Genomic DNA, 25,403 nt, shown 5'->3' on the forward strand with positions numbered 1-25,403 from the left:
ACGCCACTTAAATAAGTTAAGGCGCTAAAGCGATAAAAGCTACATGATGGCCAGTACTGAGCACTGGCGATCTAAGTCAATGCTGCAGTTCTCATCATCATTGGAATAAGTGGACAAATTCCTGACACGGAATACTATAACTGAGGTCACTTAAATGGGATGCATAAGTTATGTAAGTTACGCCACTTAAATAAGTTGAGGTGCTAAAGCGATAAAAGTGGCACTGTTGGAAATATAGATTTAAGTCGATGATTTTTCCTTTAAAAAAAGTACTTAAAGACGGCTTTGTTGCACAAAGCTGTTTGTAAGGTCTGATTCAGCAATATAATTTCCGAATGAAGAAGCCAGCAACTAAAATCTACCGTACAACGAATTGGTCCGCATATAAACTCAGTGCGAGAAACTTTCAGAGCCAAGTGAATGAGATTCATGCTCGTGTGACAGTATTAAATAAATTTACGGATTTAGGCAGACCTCACACCCAAGTTGTCACTTAAGTTTGAGAAGCTTAGGGGAGTTCTACTTTTAAAATCTTTGTGCAACAAAGCCACAGTAAATGTCAACAGACCCTAATTAGTCATAATAATATTTTCATAAATTTGTCATGTAAATTGAATATTTAAAGCGTATTTTTCGACCATCCTAAGATGAGGCGATGCAATGCTTTGGCATAAGAAAAAATTTAATAAAAAATCAATAAGTTTGGCATGCTGTAGTTTGGGCACAGTTATTTTGACGGGCTGCCAAAGTCCTGCTTTAGTTCAATCATCTTCTGCTTCAGTACAACCACTAAAACAGCCCCACCGTGTGGTTTTTTTCTTGGGAGATGGAATGGGTATCACGACACTGACAGCTGCACGAATTTATGCTGTTGGTGAAGATGGCCAACTGCCGATAGATCAACTGCCAGAGTCAGCATTTGTTCGTACTTTCTCAGAAGATGCACAGGTTACAGATAGCGCACCATCGATGGGTGCCTATATGACAGGTGTAAAAATGAAAAATGAAGTGATATCCATGCAGACTGGAACAATTGCAGTAGAACCAAATCAGGCCGGAAATCATCAATGTGGAACCAATCCTCAGAACCAGAATAAGCAAGACACTCAAACTTTACTTGAATTGGCCAAAGCACGAGGTTGGGGTACAGGGGTAGTCACAACAACTCGCATTACGCATGCTACACCAGCATCGACTTATGCCCATATTTGTCATCGTGATGCTGAAAATGACATAGCATCCCAATTAGTACCAAGTTCGCAAGGTGATACCTATCAGCGTTATAACGTCAAATTAAAAGATGGGGTTGATGTGATTCTAGGCGGGGGTAAGCGTCAATTTCTGCCGAAAGATCAAGGGGGAGAACGGATAGACCAACGGAATTTGATCGCAGAAATGCAACAAGCAGGCTATCGAGTGGTCTATGATCAAACTCAACTCTCCCAGATGAAGTTAGGAAAGAATGAAAAATTATTGGGTTTGTTTAATACTAGCCATTTAAATTATGACTTAGATCGAACCAAAAAAAACTTGCCTGAACCTAGCTTAAAGCAAATGACGTTGGCCGCTTTGGACATTCTAACCCAAAATAAAAATGGTTTTTTCCTGATGGTTGAAGGGGGACGTATAGACCATGCTTTACATGACACCAATGCTAAGCGTGCATTACAGGATACAATTGCCCTAAACGAGGCTTTGGATGCAACCATTAAAAAACTTCGACAAAGTGACCCTGAATTAAAAAATACCTTGATTGTGATAACTGCAGATCATGATCACACTCTAATTTTAAATGGCTATGCCAAGCGTACTGGAAAATATGTACAAGGTCAGGAAACCAGTGTACTAGGTTTGGTTAAAAACTATGATCGTGCGGGTTTTGCCAAAGATATTCATGGACAACCTTATCCGATTATTGGTTTTGGTACGGGCAAAAAGCGTCCGACACAAAATCGGATGGATGACCTAGTAATCAATTTGAAAGACAGTGATATCTGTCATCCAGTACAGGGTCCACAACCTAAACAAGGTGAGAAATATAGTTTTACTTATCCTTTGAGTGAAACTGGTTGGTGTACGGGAGCTGCTGCGGATGATTTCCAGCAAGAAGCCGTGATTCAGACAGGTTTTAAAGATAAAGAAACACATGGCGGGGCTGATGTTTTCTTGGAAGCCATAGGGCAGGGAGCAGAGCAATTCTCGGGCAGCTTAGAGAATGTTAAAGTGAACCATCTGATTCGCAAGATCACAGGCTTATAAGTAGAGGGATATCCAATGAATAGTACATTAAAATAACACTAAATATAAAAAAAATGAAAGAATAATTTACTAAGTTATTGTTTTTAAGTTGATCCTTGTTTTATATGGGGGTGATAATAACTTCTGATTACTAGTTTTTACCTTAAATATACCGATTGAAAGATTCATTTAAAGGCTATAAAGAGGCACTTGCAAAACTCCACAAACAGCCTGAATTAACATTTTTTGAAAAAAGTTGTAGATGTTAAAATGAGCTTCTAAACCAACACCCTAACATCTACAGCATGAATACTACATTAAGCCCTTTTCTCAAACAACGGTTTCAAGCCTTACAATACGAACTTATTCCTTTAGTCGCAGCCGATTTAGACGGCATCAGCTCAAAGCTCGAACGCATTATTCGTGTGCTCGAGTGGAGTGACATCGAATCCTTGGTATACCAATATCAAGGGTGTGCTGTGGGAAGACCTCCTGCTGACCGCTGCGCTTTGGCATGTGCCTTTATTGCAAAAGCTGAACTTGGTATCGTCACCACACGGGGCTTGATTGAACGCCTAGAAGTTGATCGTAGATTGCGGCGAATTTGCGGCTTCAATCTGTATAAAAAACTACCCAGCGAAGGGACATTTAGCCGTGTTTTTGCTGAATTTGCAGCGCGTAAACTAACCACTCGCGTTCATGAGCAGATGGTGAAGTCCAATCTTGCGGATACGTTAATCGGTCATATTAGCCGTGATGCAACCATGATTCCAGCACGCGAAGGTGTTGAGAAAATAGTTCTCCCTCCTGTTGTAAAACCGCCTGCCAAAAAACGAGGTCGCCCTGCATTCAACTCGCCTAAGACCTTGACCACTAAAATATTAACTGCCATTCAGATTCAACTCACACAGACACTTCCTGAAATGCTCCGAGATTTACCTACGGGCTGTTCTGTTGGCACAAAAACGAACTCAAAAGGGTATTCTGAGAGTACCAAAGGCTACAAGCTTCATTTAGATACAGCATGTTGTGGTGTAGTGATCAGTGCTTATCTGACGGGTGCGGTCGTTCATGATAGTCGTGTTGCCCTGCCGTTATCGTTGATGAGTGAACAGCGTGTTACGGCATGTTATGAGCTGATGGATGCAGGTTATTGTAGTACGGATATTCGAGAGTTTGTGAGATCAAGAGGTCGTGTTCCGTTGATTGATCACAACAAGCGTCAGGGTGAAAAAATAGAATTTTGCAAAGCGGAAGCACAGCGATATAAAACCCGTAGCAGTGCTGAACGCAGTAATGCCCGTTTAAAGGATGAGTTTGGCGGTCGGGTGATTTATTATCGAGGTCACGCTAAGGTGATGAGTCATTTGATGTTTGGTTTGATTGCTCAAACAGCCGATCAATTGATGCGACTTTTGAGGTGACGACAAGGCAATTGATTAAGTGCTTAATGATTGAATATTTGACACAGGTCAACGCATCAGCTTGTTTAAGATATGGAGAAACAAGATGATTGATCCCTAAAATCATAGCGCAACTCGGGTTTGATTAAAAAAAAGCCTCTTTTTTAAGAGGAGCTACAGCTGTGTCGGCTGGGACAATAATTTTGCAAGTTCTTCTAAATACATGAGTTTTACAGTTTGGCTAGGTCAGCATGAGTACTTTTCACAAGATTTAAGATCGACCATGAACGTGATTAAGTTATAGGGGATTGATGAAATAGTTTTTATGAATTTCTGGCTTTCTGGGCTGATTTTATCAAATTCATGTCTATGCAAAATTGCGACATATTTCTCGTGCTGGTAGTTATCCAGAGTTTGGTCTGCATCTATCCATAGTGCAGACCTTTTTTTGGTGACAGTTTTTTCTTAGTGATTTTCGATCTGGATGTAGTGATTTCACGTTTGCAGAATATATCTTGGCGGTGATCCATCTAATATTCGTGATTATAAAGAGAGCTAATTCACAGGTTCTACAGATTATGTAGCGACTAACTATATCAAAGTCTATTTGCAGTTGATGGTTGGCGCTTAGTTTATATTTACGCTTAGGTTTCAGTTAAAAAATCAATATTCTGTTGAATCCGTGATTGAATCATCTGTAGGGTAGATTCTCGAATTTGATGGGGATACAGGCGCTGCGCAATTTGACTAAATTGAAGTGCAATTTCACGCATGGTCAAGATGATCTCATCGACTTCTAGAGTAGTCAGATTAGCTTCTGAAGTACCGAGTTTATGTATGTCATTTCGGGAAATATTGAGCGCTTCTCCCATAATGTCCATTTGATGATAACCACCTGGACCCTCGCAGAAGGTCACATCATAGGCTGGAGCCAATTTCCATTGACCATTTTTCTCCATGAGAAATGAAAAGTTCTTAGTATGGTCATCCCGATTATTGAAAAGCACATTAAACACAGCACGTTTAAAAGCATGCAATCTTTCTCGTACATCTTGCGTACACATCAAGGTTGCCCGGAGAAAATTGCGATAGTCTAGGCTACCTGGAACTTTATAGTCTGCTCCTGTATATGCAGCCAAACTCTGCATTGGAATCCGCATACCATTTTGACGATCGAATCGTTTAGAAGCAAAAGCCGTTAAACCATTGGGCAAATTAAAGAAATGGGTATCTGGAGTCTCAATTGCACAAAGTCGCAAACATTCTGCATAGACGGCTTCAATGGCGCAGACTTCAGGATGCTCTTGCTGAGCAGGAAACTTAATCAGCCAGGCTTCATGTTGATCAGAATCTTGAGTCGAAAACTCTAAATTGACAGGATCTCGGTAAACCAACGCTTTTGGTCTGGCACCTTGAGGGGAGCCACCCATGACCAATAAATGCTGTAGAAATTCACCACCTTCACCTTTGAGTACTTCTTGAACTTCCTGGGCCAGTTGTTGTAAAGGGATATTTTCTGAGGTTTGCATGTCAGCAACACAAGGTTCAAAGGAGAGGGCACCCATTGCGTGACTACTAATATAGGTCAGACGCTCCAAAGGTCCAATTCGTGCTGAATTTAAGCCAATTTTTTTGAAATATCGATCCATCAACATCATGCCCCAACCATCTGGTAAAGCGTCATAGACTGGACCTGGGAGTCCCATTTGATGAGTAGGAAAACCTTGTCTGAATGGTAGACCTTTTAAAGGCAGCAAGTAAGAAGAGAGCTCAACACCTTGCTGTATTGCTTCTGGACTATATTCAAAAGCAATGGTGGGTCTACCTGTCGTGGCTGTTGAACTAATCAGCGTTCCCCATAACCATGATTCGCCCCAACCGTTGTAATAAACATTAAGTCTATTGAGCATTATCCCTTCCTCTTAATACGGTGGCGCTTACTTTGACTCTCATAGCGAAGAATGTCATTCACACTGTTAAGCTGAGGTTTAAATAGTTCCTGAAGTTCGTTTAATCGACCCAAGACCATTGCAATACGGACTAAATTTTCAACAGATACATTTCGTCCCGCTTCAAGATTCGAAACTGTATTCACGCCGACACCAGCGCGTGCTGCTACCTCAGCTTGAGACATCTCCAGAAAGAGTCGTTGCTTACGTAAACGCTCACCTAAAAGAGTCACAACTTCTTCTGGTTTAGTGAAATATAAATCCATTAAATTGGGTCTTAAGAATGAATAATTTAATTAAATCACAAAATAATGGAATTAATCTATAGCTATAGTGTGGCTAAGGAGGGCTTTGTTGCACAGCACATCAGAAGGGTAGGTATAGTCCTTGGGTATCGGTTACAGAAAATCATCAGGATGTACTTTGACTGATTGTTGATACGGAGATTTCAGTATTTTCATTTTTCCTAATAGGTCACATTACTTAGAAAGGGTTCTTCGAAAATTAGTTCATACTTTAAAAATCCTATAAATATTGAGGATATTTTCTTAATGCTTTCAATATAGCATGCGGCTATATGTAACTCGAACGGGCTTAATCTGCCTTTCAGTATAAATTTTTTGGTTCTTTGCACTTTAGCGTGAAGATTGTTACGATATGGACTCATCCATGAGATAACCCGCACATGAGCGCTACCAAGAAAGCAGACAAGTAAGCCGCAGCAACCTTCGTTTTCGGTTGTTGCGGCGTTCTCAAGAACCTAGTTGCTCTGCAAGAGCGCCGCCAAATTCTTAACTTAAGGAGATGGCTTCGTGCGCTCAAAAGATTTTTCTTGGCGGTATTCTCTTCCCGCCACGCTATTGCTGTTATCACCATTCGATTTGCTGGCGTCACTGGGCATGGATATGTACCTGCCCGTGGTGCCTTTCATGGCGGATGCACTTGGGTCCGGTGCAGGGACGATCCAGCTGACGTTGACGGCATACCTGGTTTTGCTTGGAGCCGGACAGCTTCTCTTCGGCCCACTGTCGGATCGGCTGGGTCGCCGCCCCGTTTTACTTGGTGGCGGGATTGCCTATATTGCGGCTTCATTCGGCCTCACCGTAGTTTCATCGCCAGAACTTTTTCTGAGCTTCCGCGTTCTTCAGGCCTGCGGCGCTTCGGCATGTCTCGTTTCCACTTTCGCGACGGTACGCGACATCTATTCGGGCCGTGAGGAAAGCAACGTCATCTATGGCTTGCTCGGCTCTATGCTTGCGATGGTTCCTGCGATAGGCCCACTGCTAGGAGCGCTGGTCGACGCGTGGCTCGGATGGCGCGCAATCTTCGGCTTGCTAGGGATGGCAATGATAGGCGCTGTTATCGCAGCCTGGCGACTCTGGCCAGAGACTCGGCGGCACCGGACGGCAGACCTACAGTGGTCGCAGCTATTGACTCCTGTGAAACACCTGAACTTCTGGCTGTACACGCTCTGTTACAGCGCGGGGATGGGCAGCTTTTTCGTCTTTTTCTCGACCGCCCCCTGGCTAATGATGGGGAGGCAAGGGTTATCGCAACTTAGCTTCAGCTTGCTATTTGCTACAGTGGCCATCGCTATGATGGCTACAGCGCGAATCATGGGACGACTGATTCCCCGGTGGGGAAGCCTGAAGACCTTACGAGTGGGAATGGGGTGTCTGATGGCGGGAGCGCTGTTGCTCGCTGTTGGCGAGACATTGGCACCGGTCTCGGTGCTTGGCTTCATCGCCCCGATGTGGCTCGTGGGTGTTGGTATCGCCACTGCGGTATCGGTGGCACCCAATGCCGCTCTTCGAGGTTTCGATCATATCGCTGGGACCGCTACAGCAGTCTACTTCTGTTTGGGTGGACTACTGTTAGGGATTATCGGGACACTCATTATTACGCTTTTATCGACTGGTACCACCTGGCCGATCATCGCTTATTGCCTCATCCTCGCAACAGCAGTGCTTTGTCTGTCCTGCATCAATCCCAACAGACGCCATCTCAGCCAAGAAGAACATGATGCCTTGGCGCTACAAGGCACCGATAGCGCGCAATCGGTCCATGATCATGACTAGCGCTGATGTTTGGAGCCTGTTCTGGAAGGGCTTTTCGCCAGCGTCTCATGGGCTTCTAGATGAACAGACTTTGCTGATCCGTCTTACACACGACGAGGAGCATACGCCAATTTGTAGCCGATGCGATTGCCCTTGTTTCCTGGTACATGACATCAATTGGCGCCGAGTTCGCGAGTCACCAATTATGCAGTATCGCGTCGAGTTGGATGTACCTGTGCGGCGGCTGCGTTGTCCACAATGCGGTCCAACCAGAGAGCGGATCGATTGGCTACCACCGCGCTCCCGTATTACGCAATCATTGCGCAACTGGATTGAGAAATTAGTACAGATGCTGCCCGTCAGTCATGTTGCCAATCTTTTGGGCTTGCATTGGCATACAGTCAAGACTATTGACATGGAGCGGCTCAAACGTGATTTGCACGAGCCAGATCGAAGTCGATTGCGCCGCCTGATGATGGACGAATTCGCCTTGCACAAGGGTCATCGCTACGCCACGGTGGTCGCCTGTGCCGACACCCAGCAAGTGGTGTGGATTGGCGAGGGCCGCTCGCGTGAGGCGATCCGGCCGTTCTTCGAGTGGTTAGGCGATGCCCGGAACCAGATCGAGGCAGTGGCCATGGACATGAACTCAGCCTTCGATCTTGAAGTGAAGGCCCAGTGCCCCAACGCGGTGGTGGTCTACGACCTGTTCCATGTGGTGGCTAAGTATGGCCGCGAAGTGATGGATAGAGTGCGAGTTGATCAGGCCAATCAACTGCGAGATGACAAGGTCGCCCGCAAGGTGATCAAAAGCAGCCGTTGGATACTGTTACGCAATGCTGACAACCTTGAGCCCGAGCAGGCGGTCAAGCTGGACGAACTCCTGGCCGCCAATGCGTTCTTGACTACGGTGTACGTGCTCAAGGACCAACTTAAGACGCTATGGTTTGCGGAAAGCGAGACGACGGCCAGAAGCGCCTGGCGGGAATGGGCCGGCATGGCCCTCGGTAGCGGAATTGATGCTTTGGTACGATTTGCCAAGAAGCTGGAGCCATATATGGAGGGTATCGTTTCCAGTGCCCTCCACCGGCTGAACACCAGCGTGCTGGAGGGCATGAACAACCGGATCAAAGTCATTAAGCGGATGGCCTATGGATACCGCGACACGGACTACTTCTTCCTCAAGATCCGTGCTGCATTTCCCGGCAAAGTGCGATGAACTAATTTTTTGGGCGTGAGAGGGGAGAGGTGTGAGGGCAAGCAATTTATATCGTGGATACTTCTAAATTACTTATGTAATAGAAGGTGGTAAACATGGATTTAGAGGTAATAACACTAAATATAAAAAAATTGGAAGAATAATTTATTAAATTATTGTTTTTATGTGGTTATTGGTGATGTTATGAATAATAATAACTTTTTTCTTGATGAATTTTACCTAAAAAAATTGATCAGATAATTTTCTTTAAATGTCATGCATACATAAATTTGACAGTTTGAAGGGATCGGTATGTGCATTTTTCACAAGGTTAAAGATCGACCATAAATGTGATAAACGGCAGAGGATCATTGAAAAATGAATGGATTTAAACACTACATGTATGCACGAAAAAAAGTATCGCTGCGGTTCTGCTGACAGGCTGTATTGAGCATTGAATGCAAATGATGTAGTAATTGTCTACAGGCTATAGGACCAGCATGAAGAAGAATGAAATGTAGTTGCCAATTTATAACCTTGGTTGAACAGCATAGCATTGTTATTCGGAGAAGTGAGGTAAGCCATCCTTCTCTTATTCATTTAAAATGATTCTTACTCAACTGATCTCGACTCATGGGCTGGTTCCAATTAGACGGATAATAACTTCCATCCCCTATCTTTTTCTTACCACATTTCTTGCATTTAATCCCTTCTTTGGAGATTTGATTCAGCATCACTGTTGTCGGTTGATATACGCTGAATTATCAGGAGACTTTCCCTTGGGAGATTCTAGGCAGCCAACTTATAAAAGTCTTCGGCCATTTGATTTGGTGTCTTAAAACCCAAACCCTTTTGAATTCTTCGATGATTATAAAATAACTCAATGTATTTTATAATATCTGCTTTGGCTTCTTCTCTGGTTTGATAGTTGTAATGATGCACTAACTCATTTTTCAGTATTCCCCAAAAGCTTTCAATCGGTGCATTATCGTAACAGTCTCCGCGCTTGCTCATTGAACCTTGAAAACCATATTGCTCAAGTATATTTCGATATTCATGGCTGCAATATTGACTTCCTCTGTCTGAATGCACAATCAGTTCTTTGGTTGGTTTTTGATTGTGAATAGCCATATTTAGCGCATTACAAACAAGCTGTGTTGTCATGCGCTCATTTAAGCTATAGCCAACCACTTGCTTCGTGTAAAGGTCTTTTACCGCTGCTAAATACAGCCATCCTTCAACAGTCCATATGTACGTAATATCACTTGACCATGCTTGATTTGGTCTAGTCATTGAGAATTGTTGCTCCAGCAGGTTTTCATAGATCGCTCGATTATGGTCACTATTCGTAGTCCTTTTAAAACGCTTGTGTCGCTTACAATACAGGTGGTTCAGCGCTTTTATCTGACGTACAGCGTACATACTCATTTTTATACCCTGAGCTTGTAAGTATTTGGTTAATCGAATATAACCATAGCTCTGCCTTGTCTCCTCATGGGCTATTTTCACCAATATCGTCTGTTGATTTCGTTGAATCGTTCTTTTGCTCACGCCTCTCTTGAGCCAATCATAAAAACATGAAACTGAAACATGAAGTAATCGAGCCATTAAGGTAATTGGAAAAGAATATCTTTTTTGTTTCATATAGGCGTACCTTACTGACTTTCTTTGGCAAAGTACGCTGCTGCCTTTTTTAAAAATTCACGTTCCATTTCAGCTATTTTGAGCTGTTGTTTGAGTTTTTTATTTTCTTCGAGTAGAGCGTTTAGATCAGGTGAATACTGTTTTGTACCTGCTAAAGTTCCAGCCTTTGCTTTGGTATTCCAATTTGAAAGAGTTTGCATTGAAATGCTAAGTTGTCTAGCTGTTTCCGAGACATTGCCTTGATTGGCTTCAATTAATTTGATGGCTTCAGCTTTAAATTCTGTGGTGTAAGTCTTGTGTTTCTTGCTCATGGTAAACTCCTGATGAGTGTGTTTAGTTTACCAAGTTAAAACCTCCTGTTTTTTCAGCACACATCAATCTAAGTTAACGATCTATTCAATTCTGGATAAGTAATCTGAATATTACGATCCTAAATTACCCGAAGAGTATTAAGATTTCTAAGAATCGTGATTGTTGGTTTATTTGGGAAATTAATCAGTGGATTGAAGCAAAGATGATGGCTCATTAAGGATTGTGGGCTTCGACTACTTAAATTTTAGGTATTTTGAATAAAGCATATTTCAAAAATCTTAATTAATGGATTTAAATTACCATAAAAACCTTCAATATTGGCTTGAATCCATTGTTGTTGAGAGTCAATGCGAGACCAATCAATACCATAACCACAATGAGCAATCAGATGCTCAAAGAAAATCCGTTGTGTACGTCCATTACCTTCACGGAATGGGTGTATGACATTAAGCTCACAATACAAGTCGGCAAGTTGAGGAATCAGTTGTTGTGGTGCTAAGCCTTGAAAGTATTTTTTTTCTTGAAGCGGTTTGAGTAGTTTATTGGTTTCAATTTCAATACGGGAAAAATTACAAAAACGGGTGTCACCTTTGGAAATATCGATTTGTCTTAACTTTCCTGCCCAGTCGTATAAGTCGCCAAAGAGCTGCGCATGAATTGATTTTAAGTATTGTAAGTCGTAAGGTGGTTCAGCATATTCAATTAAGTTACTTGCCAATCCAGACAGTTCTAGTTCAGCTTGTTCTAAAATTTGTTCATCACGAATATTGAGTTTGTTCTTTAGGATATTTGTGCCAGGGTAACAATACAGGCTGTCACCCATTTCCCCATATTTATCCATACATGCACCTGACTAAGATTCGGGTTGCGAATACTTCTTATATTTTTGCAAGATTTCAGCTTTACTTTGTTGAGTTGTTTGAGCTGTCGTTGTAATGCCTTCAAGCTTTAGGCTGGCTTGATAGTTTTGCGAACGTGTCGCTTGAATATATTTTCTTTTCTGTTCAGTGGTTCTGAGCATTTCGAAACTCCATTGATGCTACACGTGAAGTAAGTATAGCAGAGAATCTTTTTGATCAATGCTGCATACACAGCATTTCTAAAATGTAATACAACGGTATTGTTTCATGTAATAACAGAAAACTAAAAAAAAGTGGAAGAATTCTTAAAATTTAGACCACCCATGATAAGTAAACCATATGTATTTGTTGATAATTGTAATTTTGAGAAAATTTAGTTGATAAATTAAATGAATTTTAATATACAAAGATATGCTCATTTTTTATATCGATAAAAATGTTAAAATTTGACTATTTAGTAAAAAATATAGAGATATTTATGGGGCAATTTATCATGCCCTTTTGCTTTGAGCGACAAAATGTTCAATTTAAGATAGTAAAAATTAACTCAGAACTACTGAAAATCAAAAAGATTAAACAGAGCCAGAAAGTAGTAGTACAAGCAAAGTTCAAAATAATCTATGTGAAAATTTGGCAAAAAATATTGCTATTAATGCAAACGGAGCCAGGCTTACGTGTGCATTCTAATTATGTTGCAATCTTACAGTTGATACATAATCTTGATGATTTTATCGAAAAATCACAACAACACTTGTGCTTTGAAAGAAAAGCTCAGAAAGAACTGGATGCTAAATTTTTTGCAAGATTTTTTAAGCTAACAAAGAATTCAATAAAGGATCAACTTTTACCAAATCGTTCTGATCACAATGAATTTAAACAATGCAACGTGATAAAAATATTAAGCGAAAATGAATATGCCAAACATTGAAACACAAGAGCAATTCTTAGATTTAGCAGAAAAATATCAACAAGATTATTGTCTATTACGTGATGATATTGTAAATACACAATTTGTCGATCTATCAGATGATTTGTATAAAGATGTCTACGCTCTATACAAATTAGCACAACAAATTTATAGCTATATATCAGGCTCCAGACAGATCGGTAAGTATTCTTTTTTAGCTGCTGTGAGTTTTTTTGCATGTCCAGATTCTAGTAATACACAAGAGCTGTCATCGCAACGTTATTTGATTCTACAAGCGAGTTTTTTAACATATCGGCAGTATCAAGAATTTGCAAAAATTGATAAAGCTGAGAATAAGCAAAAACATGTTTGTGACCTATTACGCTATGTCTCACGATATGTGCTGGATTCTAATCATGCTGAATTATTTCATGAATGTAGTAAGCTGCTAAATTGTTATGTCACGTACGAACGTAATTTGAAAAAAGAGGATCGTAATCAACTTTTTAATATTAAAGATTTCGAACAAGTACAAGTCATAGAGTATTTATCGGCTCTATTAATAATTTTTAAAAGACTAGATGATCGTCGTGTAGTTCATCGTCAGCGTAAGTCAAAAAAAAGCAAAGTTTTGCAATGGCCGACGAAAAATGAACTCAAAAAATTTCGTGAAATTAAAACGGGTAAGCAAGTAGATATTGGACATAACGCAAAGATTAGTATTTATGATGCCGCTCTTCACAAAGATGAAGAGGGTGAAGTTGATCTATTAGATCCTGAAATGGAGTTTTATTCAGAAGATGAAAAGTCTAAAAATTTAAATTATATACTCAGCGATAATGCGACGCATCTAATGCGGCATCGCCAGCGCCGTCATGCTCCTTTTGTTACAAATCCACATTATTTGGCGCCAGATATACTGAAGCAAATTGTTTATGTGTTGAGAACCGAGTTATCCGGGCACTGGAGGGATGCTGCAATCGCTGCAGCATGTTTATTGTCACTTTTGACGGGATTATCACCCGTCGCACTGATGGATTTTAACGAGCTTATTCAAGATGGAATTTTGATCCAGAATGGTTCAAGTAGACGTCGCGAATATTTACTCAAATTAAATCTTAAAATTACAGAGCAGAAGATTAAGAGCTTAAATCATGTGCGGTGGAATGAAGTGATGACACATCAACTACATTTACCTTCTGCTTGGTTTGACTATATAGAACAAGCATCGAATCCACTAATTTCATCAACACACATTAATACGAAACTTAAGAATTGGCTTGATAATCGGTTTGTAGGTTCGATCACTGTAGAAAAACTGCAGGCTCAATTATATTTTCATATATATTATGAAACATATAATGAATATCTTGCTCATGTAATTGCTGGGCGGGATAGTCAGCATCACATGCCTGGTATCTATTATGGCGGGCTACCGAAAACTCAACTCAGTAGCACATATCTAGCCTTTTTAGAAAAAGCACTTACACCACATTCCACACATTTTACTGAAGACACGGCTGAACTAAAAATATTGCAACAACAATTCAAAGTGCAATCTGCATTATCTATAGGAAGGATAGGGAGCCAACTGGCACTTGAACCCAATTTTGTGAAAGAGCAATTCCATATTTTACATAGACATTGTCACGAAAACATCCAAGAAGATAAGCACATTATTAATCAACTTAATGCATATGCGTGTTGGATGTGGCATATCAGTTTGTTGAGTTTGGCAAGTCGGCCTAAAAAAAACCTGTTGGGGAATTTGGATGATTATTGTGTTGAGCTCAAGCTTTTATATGTGAATGATAAAAAAAATAGTAAAGCAAGAAAAGATGGTCGTTTTATCCCTTTATCTGATTTTTTCATAAAAACACTGCAAAATTACACTGCCTTTTTAGAACAAATTATTGAAGCGTACGGTTCATTTTTTAGACAAGTCTTTGCAAAGAAGAAGATAACTGTAAATGATCTTTTTGGTAAGGTCATTTTTAGTAAAGATATCTTGCCGATAACTGTCAAAGAATGGCAGAGCAGGAAAATTAAGTTAATCCCTTTATCGAGAAAATGGGTGAATTCATATATGCAAGGAGTCTTTCCAAAGAATATGTATTCGAATTGGTTACGTCATTTTGACATGAACTTTTTGATGCATGAGCAGCAAGAGGGTAAACCAGCATTAGCTTTTCACTTAATTCAGGCCCTGTATGGTCATGACCAACGTGACCGAGAGGCTTTTCATCCGCATTCTTCACTTATCCCGAATGTCTATGTACAGCAAGCCCGCCAGCAATTGCAAGATAATGTCAAATCTTTATCGATTAAACACTTAGAGCGAAAATAGTTGTATGCAAAAAATCAAAGAACTAATAAAACCACAACTAGATGATCTATTTGTTGATATTCATAAAATGGTGAAAAAGTCGCTAGATAGACAGCCTTCTCCACCTGAAGTATTGACGAAAGAAATGCAGCAAAAACTTGATCAGCAGATCGCTGAAAAATGGCATGACATTAAAGATAGTGTTGATTGTTTGAGTCAAAAGTTGAGCCGAGACGAACAATCAAAACTGATGCAATTTACTGAAGATGAATTTAATAAAAGAAGGAAGCAATTCAACCAGAATGTAGATAAAAAATCATACAGAATTAAGCTAAATCCACATACTAAACGGATCGTACTGCCTAGAAAAATTGAGAGTACAGAGTCACGGTTAGAACAGGGGCATCTACATATCCATGTACTTAAGGAATTAAGGCAGTATTGGCAAGATTCATTTGAATATTGGAATGAACCAAAGTACTTATGGGGAAATTTATGCTTAAGTTTTATATATATTTCAGGCTGTGCAGATGAACAGCATTTGATTGCTATTCAGAAGCAATTGCAGGAGGCCATTGAGCTTGGTACAGATCTGAATTGTTTTCGGTTATACCATTCGGACTACAAAAAAATCACTAATCCATTGTTACTACATTATCGTGTTGAAAACTCTCAATATGGCAACGATGTAGAACAGGGAAAGTTGTACCAATGGAAACATGTTTTTTTTAACCCATATGCGCAGTTCATTTTGCAATATTTAAAAAAGTTGAAAGCTGCTCAGAAAGAATTTTGTCTGCAACATTCAGTTGAAGATTGTATTTTAGAAAGCTTGAGTAAGATAGGCAGGAAAAAAAGTCTTGGGGATCTGCAATATCAAATTAAACGCCGTGGATTTCGTGCATTTAATGATGTGCAAATGGTACTCGAATTTAATCCAAACCTCAGCATAGATATATTTTTGAGTAATGTGCTTCAGCAAGAGATTAATACTGTTGCTTTAAGGCCATCCGAATTTAGATTGCTGTGGAATAATGATTACAATCAAGTCACAGAACCAGATAATCGCCCTATTCATTTTGAACAAGAGCAGTTACTTCCTGAAGTTCCGACTGTTCAAAGCAAATTACAAACGATTCCGTATGAGTTGATGTTGTTTGGTCAAAAGAAACGTAAAGGTCAAAAAGTTGAGCGTTTAGATAAAAAGAGGAATAAAGAAGAACGCACGCTACGTTTTTGGCAAGAAACTAGAAGGGTGTTAGAGGAGAAGATAGTTGATGCTAATACGGAGGAAAAGTCTTTAATTGATGCTCAACTACGCTTAATTCACTGGTTAATGCATTTAAAAAAACGAGGGCTTCAATTATCAACTATTGAAAGCTACTTAGGATCGTTTGGCAAAGAATTTATATTTGAGATTTGGCTCAATAAATTAGATTTAAAGCAACAATCCATAGATGACTATGAGGATTTATATCGGCAGCTATTGAAATACAGCAGTGAACGTGATGAAAAAGCAGTTCAACGAGATTCGGTGAAAGGAAAAACCTCTCGTAAGATGCACCAAAGCGCAGAATACCGTTTTGGTCGCCTAAAAGATTTTCATCAATTCTGTATAGAGAATTATGATGCTCCAGGGGTATTGGTGTTACAGAATTCAAGTTTTAAGCATTTACAAATTTGCAATGCACGGCTAGTGAGTCCTTTGCTATTTGGCAAATTATTGGAAAAACTAGAAAATTTAAGTCAAGAGCCAACGGCATCAGAGTGGGTCGATCATCTGAGTTGTTTAAAGCTGATGTATTTACTAAGTTATAGAACTGGACTTCGATTAAATGAAGTTCGTTGTCTTAAAATACAAGATATTATTTGCCCAGAGCTACTTTATAAAGAAAAAGAAAATACAGTTTTTAATAATATCACGCTTCATATCCAAGACAATTCATATCGCCGTCTGAAAACGCGAAGTGCGAATCGTCAAATACCATTGAAAATTGCATTGTCAGAACATGAGTTTTTAGTAGTACAACGTTACATACAACATCGTTATGAGCAATATTTGGTTAATCAGCAGGATGATCTACTTTTTAGTGTGAATCATCGTGTATTAACTGATCAATGTATCAGCAAAATTACAGTAGATTTGTTTAGTCAAATATTAGGTATGCATCATGGCTTTAGTTTTCATACATTACGCCACAGTGCTGCTAACTATCTAGCAATAACTTTGCTCGGTTCAAAAGAAATGATCAAGACCTACACAGATTGTCCTTGGGTAAAAGCAAAAAAGATGAGGGATTTATTGTTTGGTATGAAAGCACGTGCTCAAGAAGAGATTATTCAACATAAATGGCAGGTGCTCGCCTCTTGGATGGGGCATAGCAGTATTGAGCAAACGGCTTCAAATTACCTTCATGTTTTGGATTTATTAGCAGTCGATCGAATTTATAATTCGCCGTGTATCATTTCAAAAAAAGTATTAGAACAGTGTTTTAGTCCAGTGAAGTCAAGTACAGACTACATAAACCTAAATCGTTATACTCAGCAGCAGAAATGGTTTAATTCTTATCAGCAAACACAGCCAGTTACGATGGCTGGCCGACAAGAAAAGAAGTTTAGTATAGAGAAGAGTACTCTGACACCTTTTCAACGTTTGATAAGTTTTAGAGAAGGTCGATTAAGCGAAGATACCCAAGCTCAAGAATGGATGCAACGATGTCAATGGATGAGCACTAAATGGATGGATCGCCAAAAATTTAATTTAAAAACGAATTATGTTTATAGTAAGAATTTAGAAGAGAGTTGGTTTGATGAACTTTACGAAAAGGCTAAAAAACTGACTCGTCCAGATGAAATAATTCCTCTCCTTGATTTTCATTATAAAGATGATAGGCAGCAAGATGCACTGAAAGAAAAGAACATGGTTAAGGCGCTTAAAATATTATTATTATTTGGAAAACTGCGTAAGAATTTTCTACATTTTCAATGCCGAATGAAAGGTGATGAGCAACAAATTGTTAATTTTATTACTGGTATAGAGCCAATGTTAGGAGATCATCTGTATTTAGAAAAACAAAACTACCCAGTTAATTTGGATGCTCCTGAGCGAACCGTTAAATTTAGTTTTCAAAGAGTTGTCGGCTCTAACAAAAAAAATGTTACTCCGCTGGTTATATTTAATTTAATGTTAAAAATGATGCAAAAAGATGAACTCTGGATCAAATAGCCTAAGCATGTTAAAGGGGAATTGTTTAGAAATTTCCCTGTTTATAAGTAAACTGCCTTTATGAAAAGCACCATGCTGACTTGGATTAATAAGCGGAATGTAGTATCACAGTTTGATCGCTGGATTTACGAAAATGGTGTGAAGATTAGCGGTATGGTAAATCGATGAGCTAAAGTGTTGTAGTCCAAACTCGATCTGACAATTACCCATTTTTTAGTGTGCCCGTCAGGTTAAATTTGAACTGAATTTTTCTCAGCCCAAATTCATTTCCAATCAAGTTATGTTTCAAGTGGCGTGCGAACACTGCACAATTTAATTCACGGTGCCTAAGACAGGTATCAACTTCGGACCAGCCATTCTAGCTTTGCTAATGATTTCCACCAGCTCATCATAAGTCAGTTCAAACTTATCCTCACTATCAAATACATAGACCATATTCTTGCCTTCATGTTCAGGTGGAGTAGGTGGTACAAATCGTTTCGGGATAAGAATTTGTGCGAGTTGTTCGTCAGTTAATTTAAATAAGTGCATGTTTTTATCCTACTGTTCCTTAAAATGTATTCAAACATACTCAAGGACTAATTCGCACTCTGTTAATGTCTTGTTGCCAAGCGTGTAACTAGAGCCTGAGTCGGTCAGTTCCGACTTGTAGCGGTCAGTCCGTTCTTGCAATATACGCTTTACAGTTTTGTAAGGCGTATAACGACTTATCTCATTGTCGTTTAATCTTGCAAGCACGTTTCTCGCAGCATTCCAATCAGCTTGCACAACTTCCCCATTGAAACGGTGAAAACGATCTCCCTTACGTGTACCTATTAAAAGGCCATGCAAGAAAGAATCACTTTGCGAAGTATATGCAGAATTGACTAGATGCACCGTAGAACCTCTACGGTGAGATATAGAAGTTAGGGCATTAGCTAACAAACCTTTAGCCCATGTATTTAAGCGTCTATTGGTGTTTTTGCCATAGTTGCGTTTACTTTGAATTGGGGATGTTAAATCTTCCGCAACAATCACTTTGGCTTTATCAACCAACTTGTGAGTTGCTGTAAATATTAATGTTTTGAGCTTTGCTTTTTGAGTATCTTGTCGCTTATCTAGTTTTTTTCGACCTAGATTATTTAACTCAATTTTCTGTTTCTTGTGTGGTTTAGCTTTAGCAATCGCTCTGAGCTTGTTTCTGTGCTTGTACTTTTGATTTAAATAATCTGATTCACTTGAGATCAGCTTGCCTAGACCACTCCCATATACATCGCCATCAGAGTCCACAAAAGCTTCTGAGTACCCTTTATCAACACCTACGGTTTCCTGACCACAATCCTGTGTTTCAACTGCATCATAAGTTGAGTGAACTTCAACATTACCGTTTTTTAGAATGATTCTAAGTGTGCCTTGTGGCGCAAAATCAACAGTCGTATTTAATGGGATTTTAATGGTTTGTCGAGGGATTAGGCTTGGTACTTTAAGCCAACATTGACCATTTAACTCAAAGGTTTTACACATATCCGCACGAACAATAATTTGATTATGTGTGTGATTAACACCATGCTTAAAGTGATTACGCATTTGACGATGGAGGAAATTATCAGTCATCCATTCATCTTTTTTAAGCAAGGTGTATAGTCTTTTTTGTTCATTATTACAGGAGGTGCGTTTTCGGATCGCCTGCTTTACTTTGTCTTTTGATGCTTCTCGATAGGCTTTAATATCACCTATGCAATCACGTAGCGTTTCTTTCCACGCATTTGCAGAAACACCAAAGTCACGACTTTCTTTCATCCACGCATCACGAATAGCTCTGTCACTGATATTCAAACCTGAAATAGCACCATATTTAGCCCACACCTCGCTACGAATACGACCAAGTAAAACAGCTTGTTTCTCAAGCTGTTTGTACTTTTGCACATTCAAGTTTTTACAATGGTGGATGCGTGTTAATTTCACAAAGTCATGCCTAGGTTAAGGGATTGGATAATCAATAGATATGGATGCTAATATACCAAGACACTCACCTAAAATACAAAAGATAATCATTTAAATCTCTAATAAATACCCACCTTGCCACTACTGAATCGACATAGACAAAATGAGAACTTATGCAAATATTTGTCTATATTTTTAGTTATAGTTAATTACTCTCGTAAAACAGCTGACGAAGTCCGAGATAGAATCATTGCGTCAAAACAAACGTGATGCTTATGCACTTATGATGAAAATGAATTAATTATTATTTAATTAAGTTAAAAGACTGCTATATAGCGGTCTTTTTTGTTTTTGAGCTCTACAAATTTTAATGAGTACATATAGTTACTTTTATAAAAATGATAATAAAGGGTAGAGGAGGTCATCTAAGAATTTAAAGCACAAGACTTATTTAACATTGATGACAGAAAAAGTGAGTTGTTGGGAACTTAAAGAAGAGGTGGTACTTATAATGGTTACTAAAATACAAATACTTAAAATATTAAATATATAAAACAATATATTACAAATATATATGATGCGTAGTGTACGCATCATACATAAAGCGTTCTATTTTGATATAATTGATCCAATCAACCCATTGTTAGGTTTCATTTAAATTCCATGAGTCTTACTGAAATTAAAGTTCGCCAAGCTCATTGTAAGGAAAAAACCAGTTTTTTATCCGATGAAGATGGGCTTAGCCTGAAGATTGAGCCGAGTGGAAGAAAATCTTGGTGCTATCGCTATACAGATCCACAAACTAAAAAACGTCGACGCATTCAGTTAGGTCGTTATCCTGATTTATCGCTGAAAAAGGCACGACAAGTCAGAGATGACTTTAAAGACAATGATTTCTGTTTTGAACAAGATACTGCCTCTAATGTCATCACCTTTGGTAAGGTCGGGGAGGAGTGGTTACAGTTCAAACTGAAAAATGCCTTCAACGATCTACCCCGCTGTGGTGTACTACAGTTAGCAGAAAGATGCTTACAGCAAGATATTTATCCAGACCTTCAGGATCTACCTTTTCAAAACATCAAGCGTTATGACCTGGTTTCAGTAATCAAAAAAATAGAGGGACGCCAAGTAAAAGAACCTGTCAAGAAAGCTTGTAGTTATTTGAACCAAATTTATGACTACGCTGTAGCGATGGGTTATTGTGAATTCAACATCGCGCATGGTTTAAATAAAATCGCCATTAACAGTAAAATCAAGAAAAATTATCCGTATTTGAAAGCGGAGGATATATCTGATTTTAAGTATAAATTACAAAAATTGGATGCCCATCCGATTATTAAAAAAGCACTGCTGTTCAAATTACATACTGGCGTGCGAGGGGCTGAATTGTTATTGGCTGAGCCTCATCATTTTGATTTAAATGAAAAAGTCTGGAAAATACCTGCCTTGCATATTAAACAGTTTCGACGAAAAGTCATATTAGGCCATGAGATTCCCGACTTCTTAGTTCCACTTTCAGATCAGGCTTTAGATATTTTAAAAGACGTCATGCAATGGTCATACGGTGAAAAGTACATTTTTGCTAGCCCACGGAAACATAATCAACCGATTCATTTTAATACATTAAATATGGCTATACGTAAGATGGGCTATGGAAAATATCAATTATCCTCTCATGGACTACGTTCCACTTTTAGTACCATTTTGAATGACTCAGGTTTGTTCCAGGATAACTGGATTGAGGCACAACTTTCACATATTGATAAGAACCGTACCCGTGCCAGCTATAATCACGCTGACTATTTAGCCCAGCGGACTGAAATGATGCAGTGGTGGGGTGATTATTTAAGTACTGCTAAGTGAAAATCGTACTTTTATACATAGACTTAAAACATTATGGGGTTTCAAATGGATAGTAAACAATATACTTGCCGTGTTACATGGTCAGCAGAATATAATGAGTATGTTGGGTTGTTCGAACCACAAGCACTAGCCATTTGTTGTAATTCAGCTTTAAGCGCCCTTAATTCTTTCATGCGTTTATTCACTAGTGCAAGTTGCTGATCAATTAATGCATTAACGCTAGAGCAGCTTTCTTCTGGCTTATTTTTTAATTCGATAAGACGTTTAATATCATTGAGTGATATATCTAGGCTGCGACAATGCTTTACGAATTCCAATTGTTTAAGTGCTTTGCTATCATACAGCCTGAAATTACCTTCTGAACGATTTGGATTTAACAGTAATCCTTCTCTTTCATAATATCTAATCGTTTGTATTGAACAGCCCGATTTTTTTGACAATTCGCCTATTTTCATCAATTTCCCCCAGACATTTGACTCTATAGTTACTATAGAGTCTATAGTATAAGTATGCAACGAAAAGGATATATAAAAAATGACTGAGAAATATTTAAACAATACGAATATCGTTAATTTTGAACACAAAGATATCCAATCCTTGATCGATCAACGTAGGTGGAAAAACTTGGATAACTTCAACAAAATTGGTGCCGCTTATCAGTTTGTAAAAGATGATTTTTGTGGTTATGGTGTTGCAACAAAGTGCTTTTCATCACCAGATACAGATTGGCGTGGAGAAAATACCTATATTCAAAAAGAAGGTATTCATGATGACTTTGGGCTTTATGATTCCCCTGATGAGTTCTATCTCGAAAAAGGGACTAACTTGTCGGGGTTCAAACGCTGGATATATCAACGCTTGATACGTCACTTGATTAATATGAATGTATCAAAACTAAGAAATAGAAAAGTACTAGAGGTACAAAATGCACAACCATAATCATAGTCATCAACATGGTAAAGATGACCGTATTGGTTGGGCATTTTTCCTTAATGTGACATTCACTATTATCGAATTTATAGGTGGTTGGCTCACTAACAGTACGGCGATAATGGCAGATGCAGTTCACGATCTTGGTGATAGTCTTTCAATAGGTTTTGCGTGGATTTTAAGTCGTTTTTCAGATAAAGAAGCATCAGATAAGTTTAGTTATGGTTATCGTAGACTTACTCTCTTTGGCGCATTGATAAACAGTATTGTTTTAATCATTGGCTCAATTTGGATTTTATTTGAAGCAATTCCAAAGCTGTCCAATCCTGAAATGCCTGTAGTCGAGGGGATGTTAGGGCTAGCGATACTCGGCGTTGCCGTTAACGGATATGCTGTATTAAAATTAAAAGCGGGTGAAACATTAAATGAGAAAGTGCTGACATGGCACCTTCTTGAAGATGTACTTGGATGGGTTGCCGTTCTTATAGTCTCTATCGTACTGTTGTTCGCTGAACTGCCGATATTAGATCCCCTTTTATCAATAGGGTTCACGCTGTTCATCTTGTTTAATGTTTTCAAAAACCTGAAATCAACACTCGTTTTATTTCTTCAAGCTGCACCCGATAAAGAGACTCAAAAGCGTATTAAACTATCACTAATGGAATTTCCTGAAGTTAATGGTATCCACCACATGCACTTTTGGTCACTAGATGGTGAAAGTCACGTTTTAACAGCGCACCTTGAGCTGAGTGACAACTTTGACGTTAAAGAATTAATTAGGCTTAAACAAGAAGTTGCAGCTAAATTATCTTCCTATCATTTATCGCATACAACGATAGAGTTTGAGTTTTTAAATGAAAATTGTCGGGATGAAGCGCAGTAAGCTTTATCAATAAAATGTTGGGCATACAATATTAAAAGCAGCTTAATTAGGCATAACCTAGTAATTAAGCTGCTTTTTTTGATTTTAAATTTCGTCGGATTGCTGTTTGCTACTCTCAGAGCCATGCGCCCATTGATATAAAATAGGCAATACAAACAAAGTTAAAATTGTAGAAGATACAATACCGCCGATAACAACTGTTGCTAGTGGTCGTTGTACTTCTGCACCAATTCCAGTGTTTAACGCCATTGGAATAAAACCTAAACTTGCGACCAGTGCCGTCATTAAAATAGGTCTTAAACGAATGATGTGCTGAGTTTCCATCATTGTCTTGGCTTGATGCGGATCAGTCTAAAGCATTCTCAGGAATAGAGGAGCTCGTTGCTGATGTTGTCGCTGATATGATTAGCAATAATGAAAAAGTTCCTACACCACTCTCCGGGAAAATATAGTAGGCAGTTTGTTGTCCTTGTTCTCAGTGGTTCAACAAAAACTAGCCCTCGAAGCCGCAGAACGTGGCGTGGACATAAATTGTTTAGTATCAGTAAAAAGAGCGATGTAATTTTAGTACGAGTGAGTGATAGAGCAGGAACCTATGCTTCATATATTCAGTAAATGGTATGTTTTTGAATTAATAGGTATTTTTAAATAAAGCTTTCTTTGATTTAGTGCTTTTTATTTAATAAATTAATTTTAAAAACAACTTAGGCTAATTGATAAACACTATCTGGAAAGATTAAAAGAAAATATTTTTTAATTTCTGCTAATTCATTTAAGGCAGGTTCCCTTTCAAGCAGTTGAAATGTCCAAATAAGTACAGCCTGATGATTATCATAGCAAGTATTTACTCCAAGAAAATTAGCCATTCCATAACTTCTATTGATGTTCATTTCTTTAATTAATTGATTTCCTAAGTCACGAGCTTGCTGGCTGATCAATAACTCATTTGGTAACACGGCGGTCATCTCCACAAAATAATCTAATGCAGGTTCAATCCTTATATTTAAAAAGTTATAATTTAGTTGAAATGGATAAAATATACTTTCTATAAGTTGTAATAACCTGCTGTAGGTTAATTTTAGCAAAGTATTACTCAGTCAACAACTTCAAATAACCCACAGCAAGTTATTTTTTGTAAATTAATTTAAATATGATTACTTGTAAGTTATCTAGCCTCATGGGCGATAGAAAAATTTTAAAATTAAGTGAAGTGGTGCATGCAACAGGTATCAATCGCAACACGCTCACAAGTATGTATTATGACCGTGCTGTACGTATTGAATTACCAGTCGCCGATAAGTTGTGTAAGTACTTTAACTGTACGATGAATGATTTGTTTGAGTTTAAGGAAGAAGTTGAAGAAAAAGATTAACTTAATACTTCGTTTGATAAGTTTTTCGAAGAAAAAGACTAGCCAATACTTAGTTTGATAAGTTTTTCTCTGCAGATCTAATATTGAATTTTATAAAATATCATTACAAACAGAGGTGGTTCCACTTGTTTGAACAACTAAAAGCGTATTTATAAGTGATATTCCGCTCTAGTTAAGCCACCTTGTTTTGTTGGGGTAGCTGATCATAGTAAAACTCATTTGGTGTCATTTTGTCTAGACTCGAATGAGGTCGTTTCAGATTATAAAACTCAAAATATGCACTCAATTGCTTTTTCGCATCTGTGACACTGC

The 25,403-nt window shown here is 38.7% G+C and carries 21 protein-coding genes and 3 pseudogenes; 13 read left to right on the top strand and 11 right to left on the bottom strand.

Translation table 11 applies throughout. The annotated features are described in order from the left end of the window. Positions 1 to 386 precede the first annotated feature (386 nt). The 3 genes and pseudogenes from FTU91_RS10585 to FTU91_RS10595 form a co-directional block, all read left to right on the top strand. Positions 387 to 497: pseudogene (locus FTU91_RS10585) on the top strand (IS5/IS1182 family transposase); the annotation flags it as partial. Positions 498 to 660: 163 nt separating this feature from the next. Beyond that, positions 661 to 2,259, top strand: a complete 1,599-nt coding sequence (locus FTU91_RS10590) for an alkaline phosphatase (RefSeq protein ID WP_000964377.1) — start codon at positions 661 to 663, stop codon at positions 2,257 to 2,259. A 284-nt stretch (positions 2,260 to 2,543) separates the two neighbouring features. Next, positions 2,544 to 3,662 (top strand): IS1182 family transposase, encoded by a 1,119-nt coding sequence (locus tag FTU91_RS10595; protein WP_004907341.1) that lies wholly within the window; start codon positions 2,544 to 2,546, stop codon positions 3,660 to 3,662. 623 nt (positions 3,663 to 4,285) lie between these two features. Here the strand turns inward: FTU91_RS10595 and FTU91_RS10600 are convergent. Then, positions 4,286 to 5,551 carry a type II toxin-antitoxin system HipA family toxin gene (locus FTU91_RS10600; RefSeq protein WP_000934717.1) on the bottom strand — a complete coding sequence of 422 codons (1,266 nt, stop codon included), beginning with the start codon at positions 5,549 to 5,551 and terminating at the stop codon, positions 4,286 to 4,288. Next, positions 5,551 to 5,856, bottom strand: coding sequence for a helix-turn-helix domain-containing protein (locus FTU91_RS10605; protein WP_000366814.1), 306 nt, complete (start codon positions 5,854 to 5,856; stop codon positions 5,551 to 5,553). The genes FTU91_RS10600 and FTU91_RS10605 overlap by 1 nt, the downstream gene beginning before the upstream one ends. Before the next feature lie 546 nt (positions 5,857 to 6,402). On the opposite strand from FTU91_RS10605, the gene cml reads away from it, so the two are divergent. Both cml and FTU91_RS10615 read left to right on the top strand, forming a co-directional pair. Then, positions 6,403 to 7,668: a CmlA/FloR family chloramphenicol efflux MFS transporter gene (gene cml / locus FTU91_RS10610; RefSeq protein WP_020753574.1), complete on the top strand. Its 1,266-nt coding sequence runs from the start codon at positions 6,403 to 6,405 to the stop codon at positions 7,666 to 7,668. Then, positions 7,661 to 8,866: an ISL3 family transposase gene (locus tag FTU91_RS10615; protein WP_020753573.1), complete on the top strand. Its 1,206-nt coding sequence runs from the start codon at positions 7,661 to 7,663 to the stop codon at positions 8,864 to 8,866. Before cml ends, FTU91_RS10615 begins: the two co-directional genes overlap by 8 nt. Before the next feature lie 768 nt (positions 8,867 to 9,634). On the opposite strand, the gene FTU91_RS10620 is transcribed toward FTU91_RS10615, so the two are convergent. The 3 genes from FTU91_RS10620 to FTU91_RS10630 all read right to left on the bottom strand — a co-directional run bounded on the left by FTU91_RS10620 (position 9,635) and on the right by FTU91_RS10630 (position 11,822). Continuing rightward, a protein-coding gene (locus FTU91_RS10620; protein ID WP_085940844.1) for an IS3-like element ISAba22 family transposase occupies positions 9,635 to 10,800 on the bottom strand; the annotation gives its coding sequence in 2 pieces (ribosomal slippage) (positions 9,635 to 10,542 and positions 10,542 to 10,800; 1,167 coding nt in all). Positions 10,801 to 11,045: 245 nt separating this feature from the next. Then, positions 11,046 to 11,642: a putative adenosine monophosphate-protein transferase Fic gene (locus FTU91_RS10625; protein ID WP_179990952.1), complete on the bottom strand. Its 597-nt coding sequence runs from the start codon at positions 11,640 to 11,642 to the stop codon at positions 11,046 to 11,048. 12 nt (positions 11,643 to 11,654) lie between these two features. Beyond that, positions 11,655 to 11,822: a YhfG family protein gene (locus FTU91_RS10630; RefSeq protein ID WP_000946583.1), complete on the bottom strand. Its 168-nt coding sequence runs from the start codon at positions 11,820 to 11,822 to the stop codon at positions 11,655 to 11,657. A gap of 275 nt (positions 11,823 to 12,097) precedes the next feature. On the opposite strand from FTU91_RS10630, the gene FTU91_RS10635 reads away from it, so the two are divergent. Genes FTU91_RS10635 through FTU91_RS10645 form a run of 3 tightly spaced genes read left to right on the top strand, consistent with a single transcriptional unit; the run spans position 12,098 to position 18,120 of the window. Then, a complete protein-coding gene (locus tag FTU91_RS10635; RefSeq protein ID WP_227591027.1) occupies positions 12,098 to 12,589 on the top strand; it encodes a hypothetical protein in 492 nt (163 codons plus the stop codon). Then, positions 12,576 to 14,915 (top strand): hypothetical protein, encoded by a 2,340-nt coding sequence (locus FTU91_RS10640; RefSeq protein ID WP_127800787.1) that lies wholly within the window; start codon positions 12,576 to 12,578, stop codon positions 14,913 to 14,915. The genes FTU91_RS10635 and FTU91_RS10640 overlap by 14 nt, the downstream gene beginning before the upstream one ends. A 4-nt stretch (positions 14,916 to 14,919) precedes the next feature. Next, entirely contained in the window at positions 14,920 to 18,120 is a 3,201-nt protein-coding gene (locus FTU91_RS10645) for a site-specific integrase (RefSeq protein ID WP_127800785.1), read from the top strand. A gap of 312 nt (positions 18,121 to 18,432) precedes the next feature. Here FTU91_RS10645 and FTU91_RS10650 read toward each other — a convergent pair whose 3' ends face one another. Beyond that, positions 18,433 to 18,651 carry a hypothetical protein gene (locus tag FTU91_RS10650; RefSeq protein ID WP_000550047.1) on the bottom strand — a complete coding sequence of 73 codons (219 nt, stop codon included), beginning with the start codon at positions 18,649 to 18,651 and terminating at the stop codon, positions 18,433 to 18,435. Positions 18,652 to 18,681: 30 nt separating this feature from the next. Next, positions 18,682 to 20,064 carry an IS200/IS605 family accessory protein TnpB-related protein gene (locus FTU91_RS10655; protein WP_159153749.1) on the bottom strand — a complete coding sequence of 461 codons (1,383 nt, stop codon included), beginning with the start codon at positions 20,062 to 20,064 and terminating at the stop codon, positions 18,682 to 18,684. A 642-nt stretch (positions 20,065 to 20,706) separates the two neighbouring features. On the opposite strand from FTU91_RS10655, the gene FTU91_RS10660 reads away from it, so the two are divergent. Then, positions 20,707 to 21,906 (top strand): integrase arm-type DNA-binding domain-containing protein, encoded by a 1,200-nt coding sequence (locus FTU91_RS10660; protein WP_180082138.1) that lies wholly within the window; start codon positions 20,707 to 20,709, stop codon positions 21,904 to 21,906. Positions 21,907 to 21,947: 41 nt separating this feature from the next. Here FTU91_RS10660 and FTU91_RS10665 read toward each other — a convergent pair whose 3' ends face one another. Beyond that, positions 21,948 to 22,361 carry a Cd(II)/Pb(II)-responsive transcriptional regulator gene (locus FTU91_RS10665; protein ID WP_005245163.1) on the bottom strand — a complete coding sequence of 138 codons (414 nt, stop codon included), beginning with the start codon at positions 22,359 to 22,361 and terminating at the stop codon, positions 21,948 to 21,950. A gap of 79 nt (positions 22,362 to 22,440) precedes the next feature. On the opposite strand from FTU91_RS10665, the gene FTU91_RS10670 reads away from it, so the two are divergent. Both FTU91_RS10670 and FTU91_RS10675 read left to right on the top strand, forming a co-directional pair. Then, a complete protein-coding gene (locus FTU91_RS10670; RefSeq protein ID WP_163146585.1) occupies positions 22,441 to 22,845 on the top strand; it encodes a hypothetical protein in 405 nt (134 codons plus the stop codon). Then, positions 22,832 to 23,719, top strand: coding sequence for a cation diffusion facilitator family transporter (locus tag FTU91_RS10675; protein ID WP_127800877.1), 888 nt, complete (start codon positions 22,832 to 22,834; stop codon positions 23,717 to 23,719). Before FTU91_RS10670 ends, FTU91_RS10675 begins: the two co-directional genes overlap by 14 nt. An 84-nt stretch (positions 23,720 to 23,803) precedes the next feature. Here the strand turns inward: FTU91_RS10675 and FTU91_RS10680 are convergent. Then, positions 23,804 to 24,022 (bottom strand): annotated as a pseudogene (locus FTU91_RS10680) (efflux RND transporter permease subunit); the annotation flags it as partial. A gap of 5 nt (positions 24,023 to 24,027) precedes the next feature. Between FTU91_RS10680 and FTU91_RS10685 the strand changes: the two are divergent. Next, a pseudogene (locus tag FTU91_RS10685) lies at positions 24,028 to 24,171 on the top strand (antitoxin HicB); the annotation flags it as partial. A 252-nt stretch (positions 24,172 to 24,423) separates the two neighbouring features. Here the strand turns inward: FTU91_RS10685 and FTU91_RS10690 are convergent. After that, positions 24,424 to 24,675: a hypothetical protein gene (locus tag FTU91_RS10690; RefSeq protein WP_004658363.1), complete on the bottom strand. Its 252-nt coding sequence runs from the start codon at positions 24,673 to 24,675 to the stop codon at positions 24,424 to 24,426. Positions 24,676 to 24,869: 194 nt separating this feature from the next. Between FTU91_RS10690 and FTU91_RS10695 the strand changes: the two genes are divergently transcribed. Next, positions 24,870 to 25,091, top strand: a complete 222-nt coding sequence (locus FTU91_RS10695) for a helix-turn-helix transcriptional regulator (protein ID WP_004658364.1) — start codon at positions 24,870 to 24,872, stop codon at positions 25,089 to 25,091. Between the two features lie 172 nt (positions 25,092 to 25,263). Here the strand turns inward: FTU91_RS10695 and FTU91_RS10700 are convergent. Further along, positions 25,264 to 25,403 (bottom strand): integrase core domain-containing protein (locus FTU91_RS10700; protein WP_180082139.1); only part of this gene is annotated, 140 nt, incomplete at its 5' end.

The sequence above is a fragment of the Acinetobacter sp. YH12201 genome (assembly GCF_013418145.1).
Lineage (GTDB): Bacteria > Pseudomonadota > Gammaproteobacteria > Pseudomonadales > Moraxellaceae > Acinetobacter.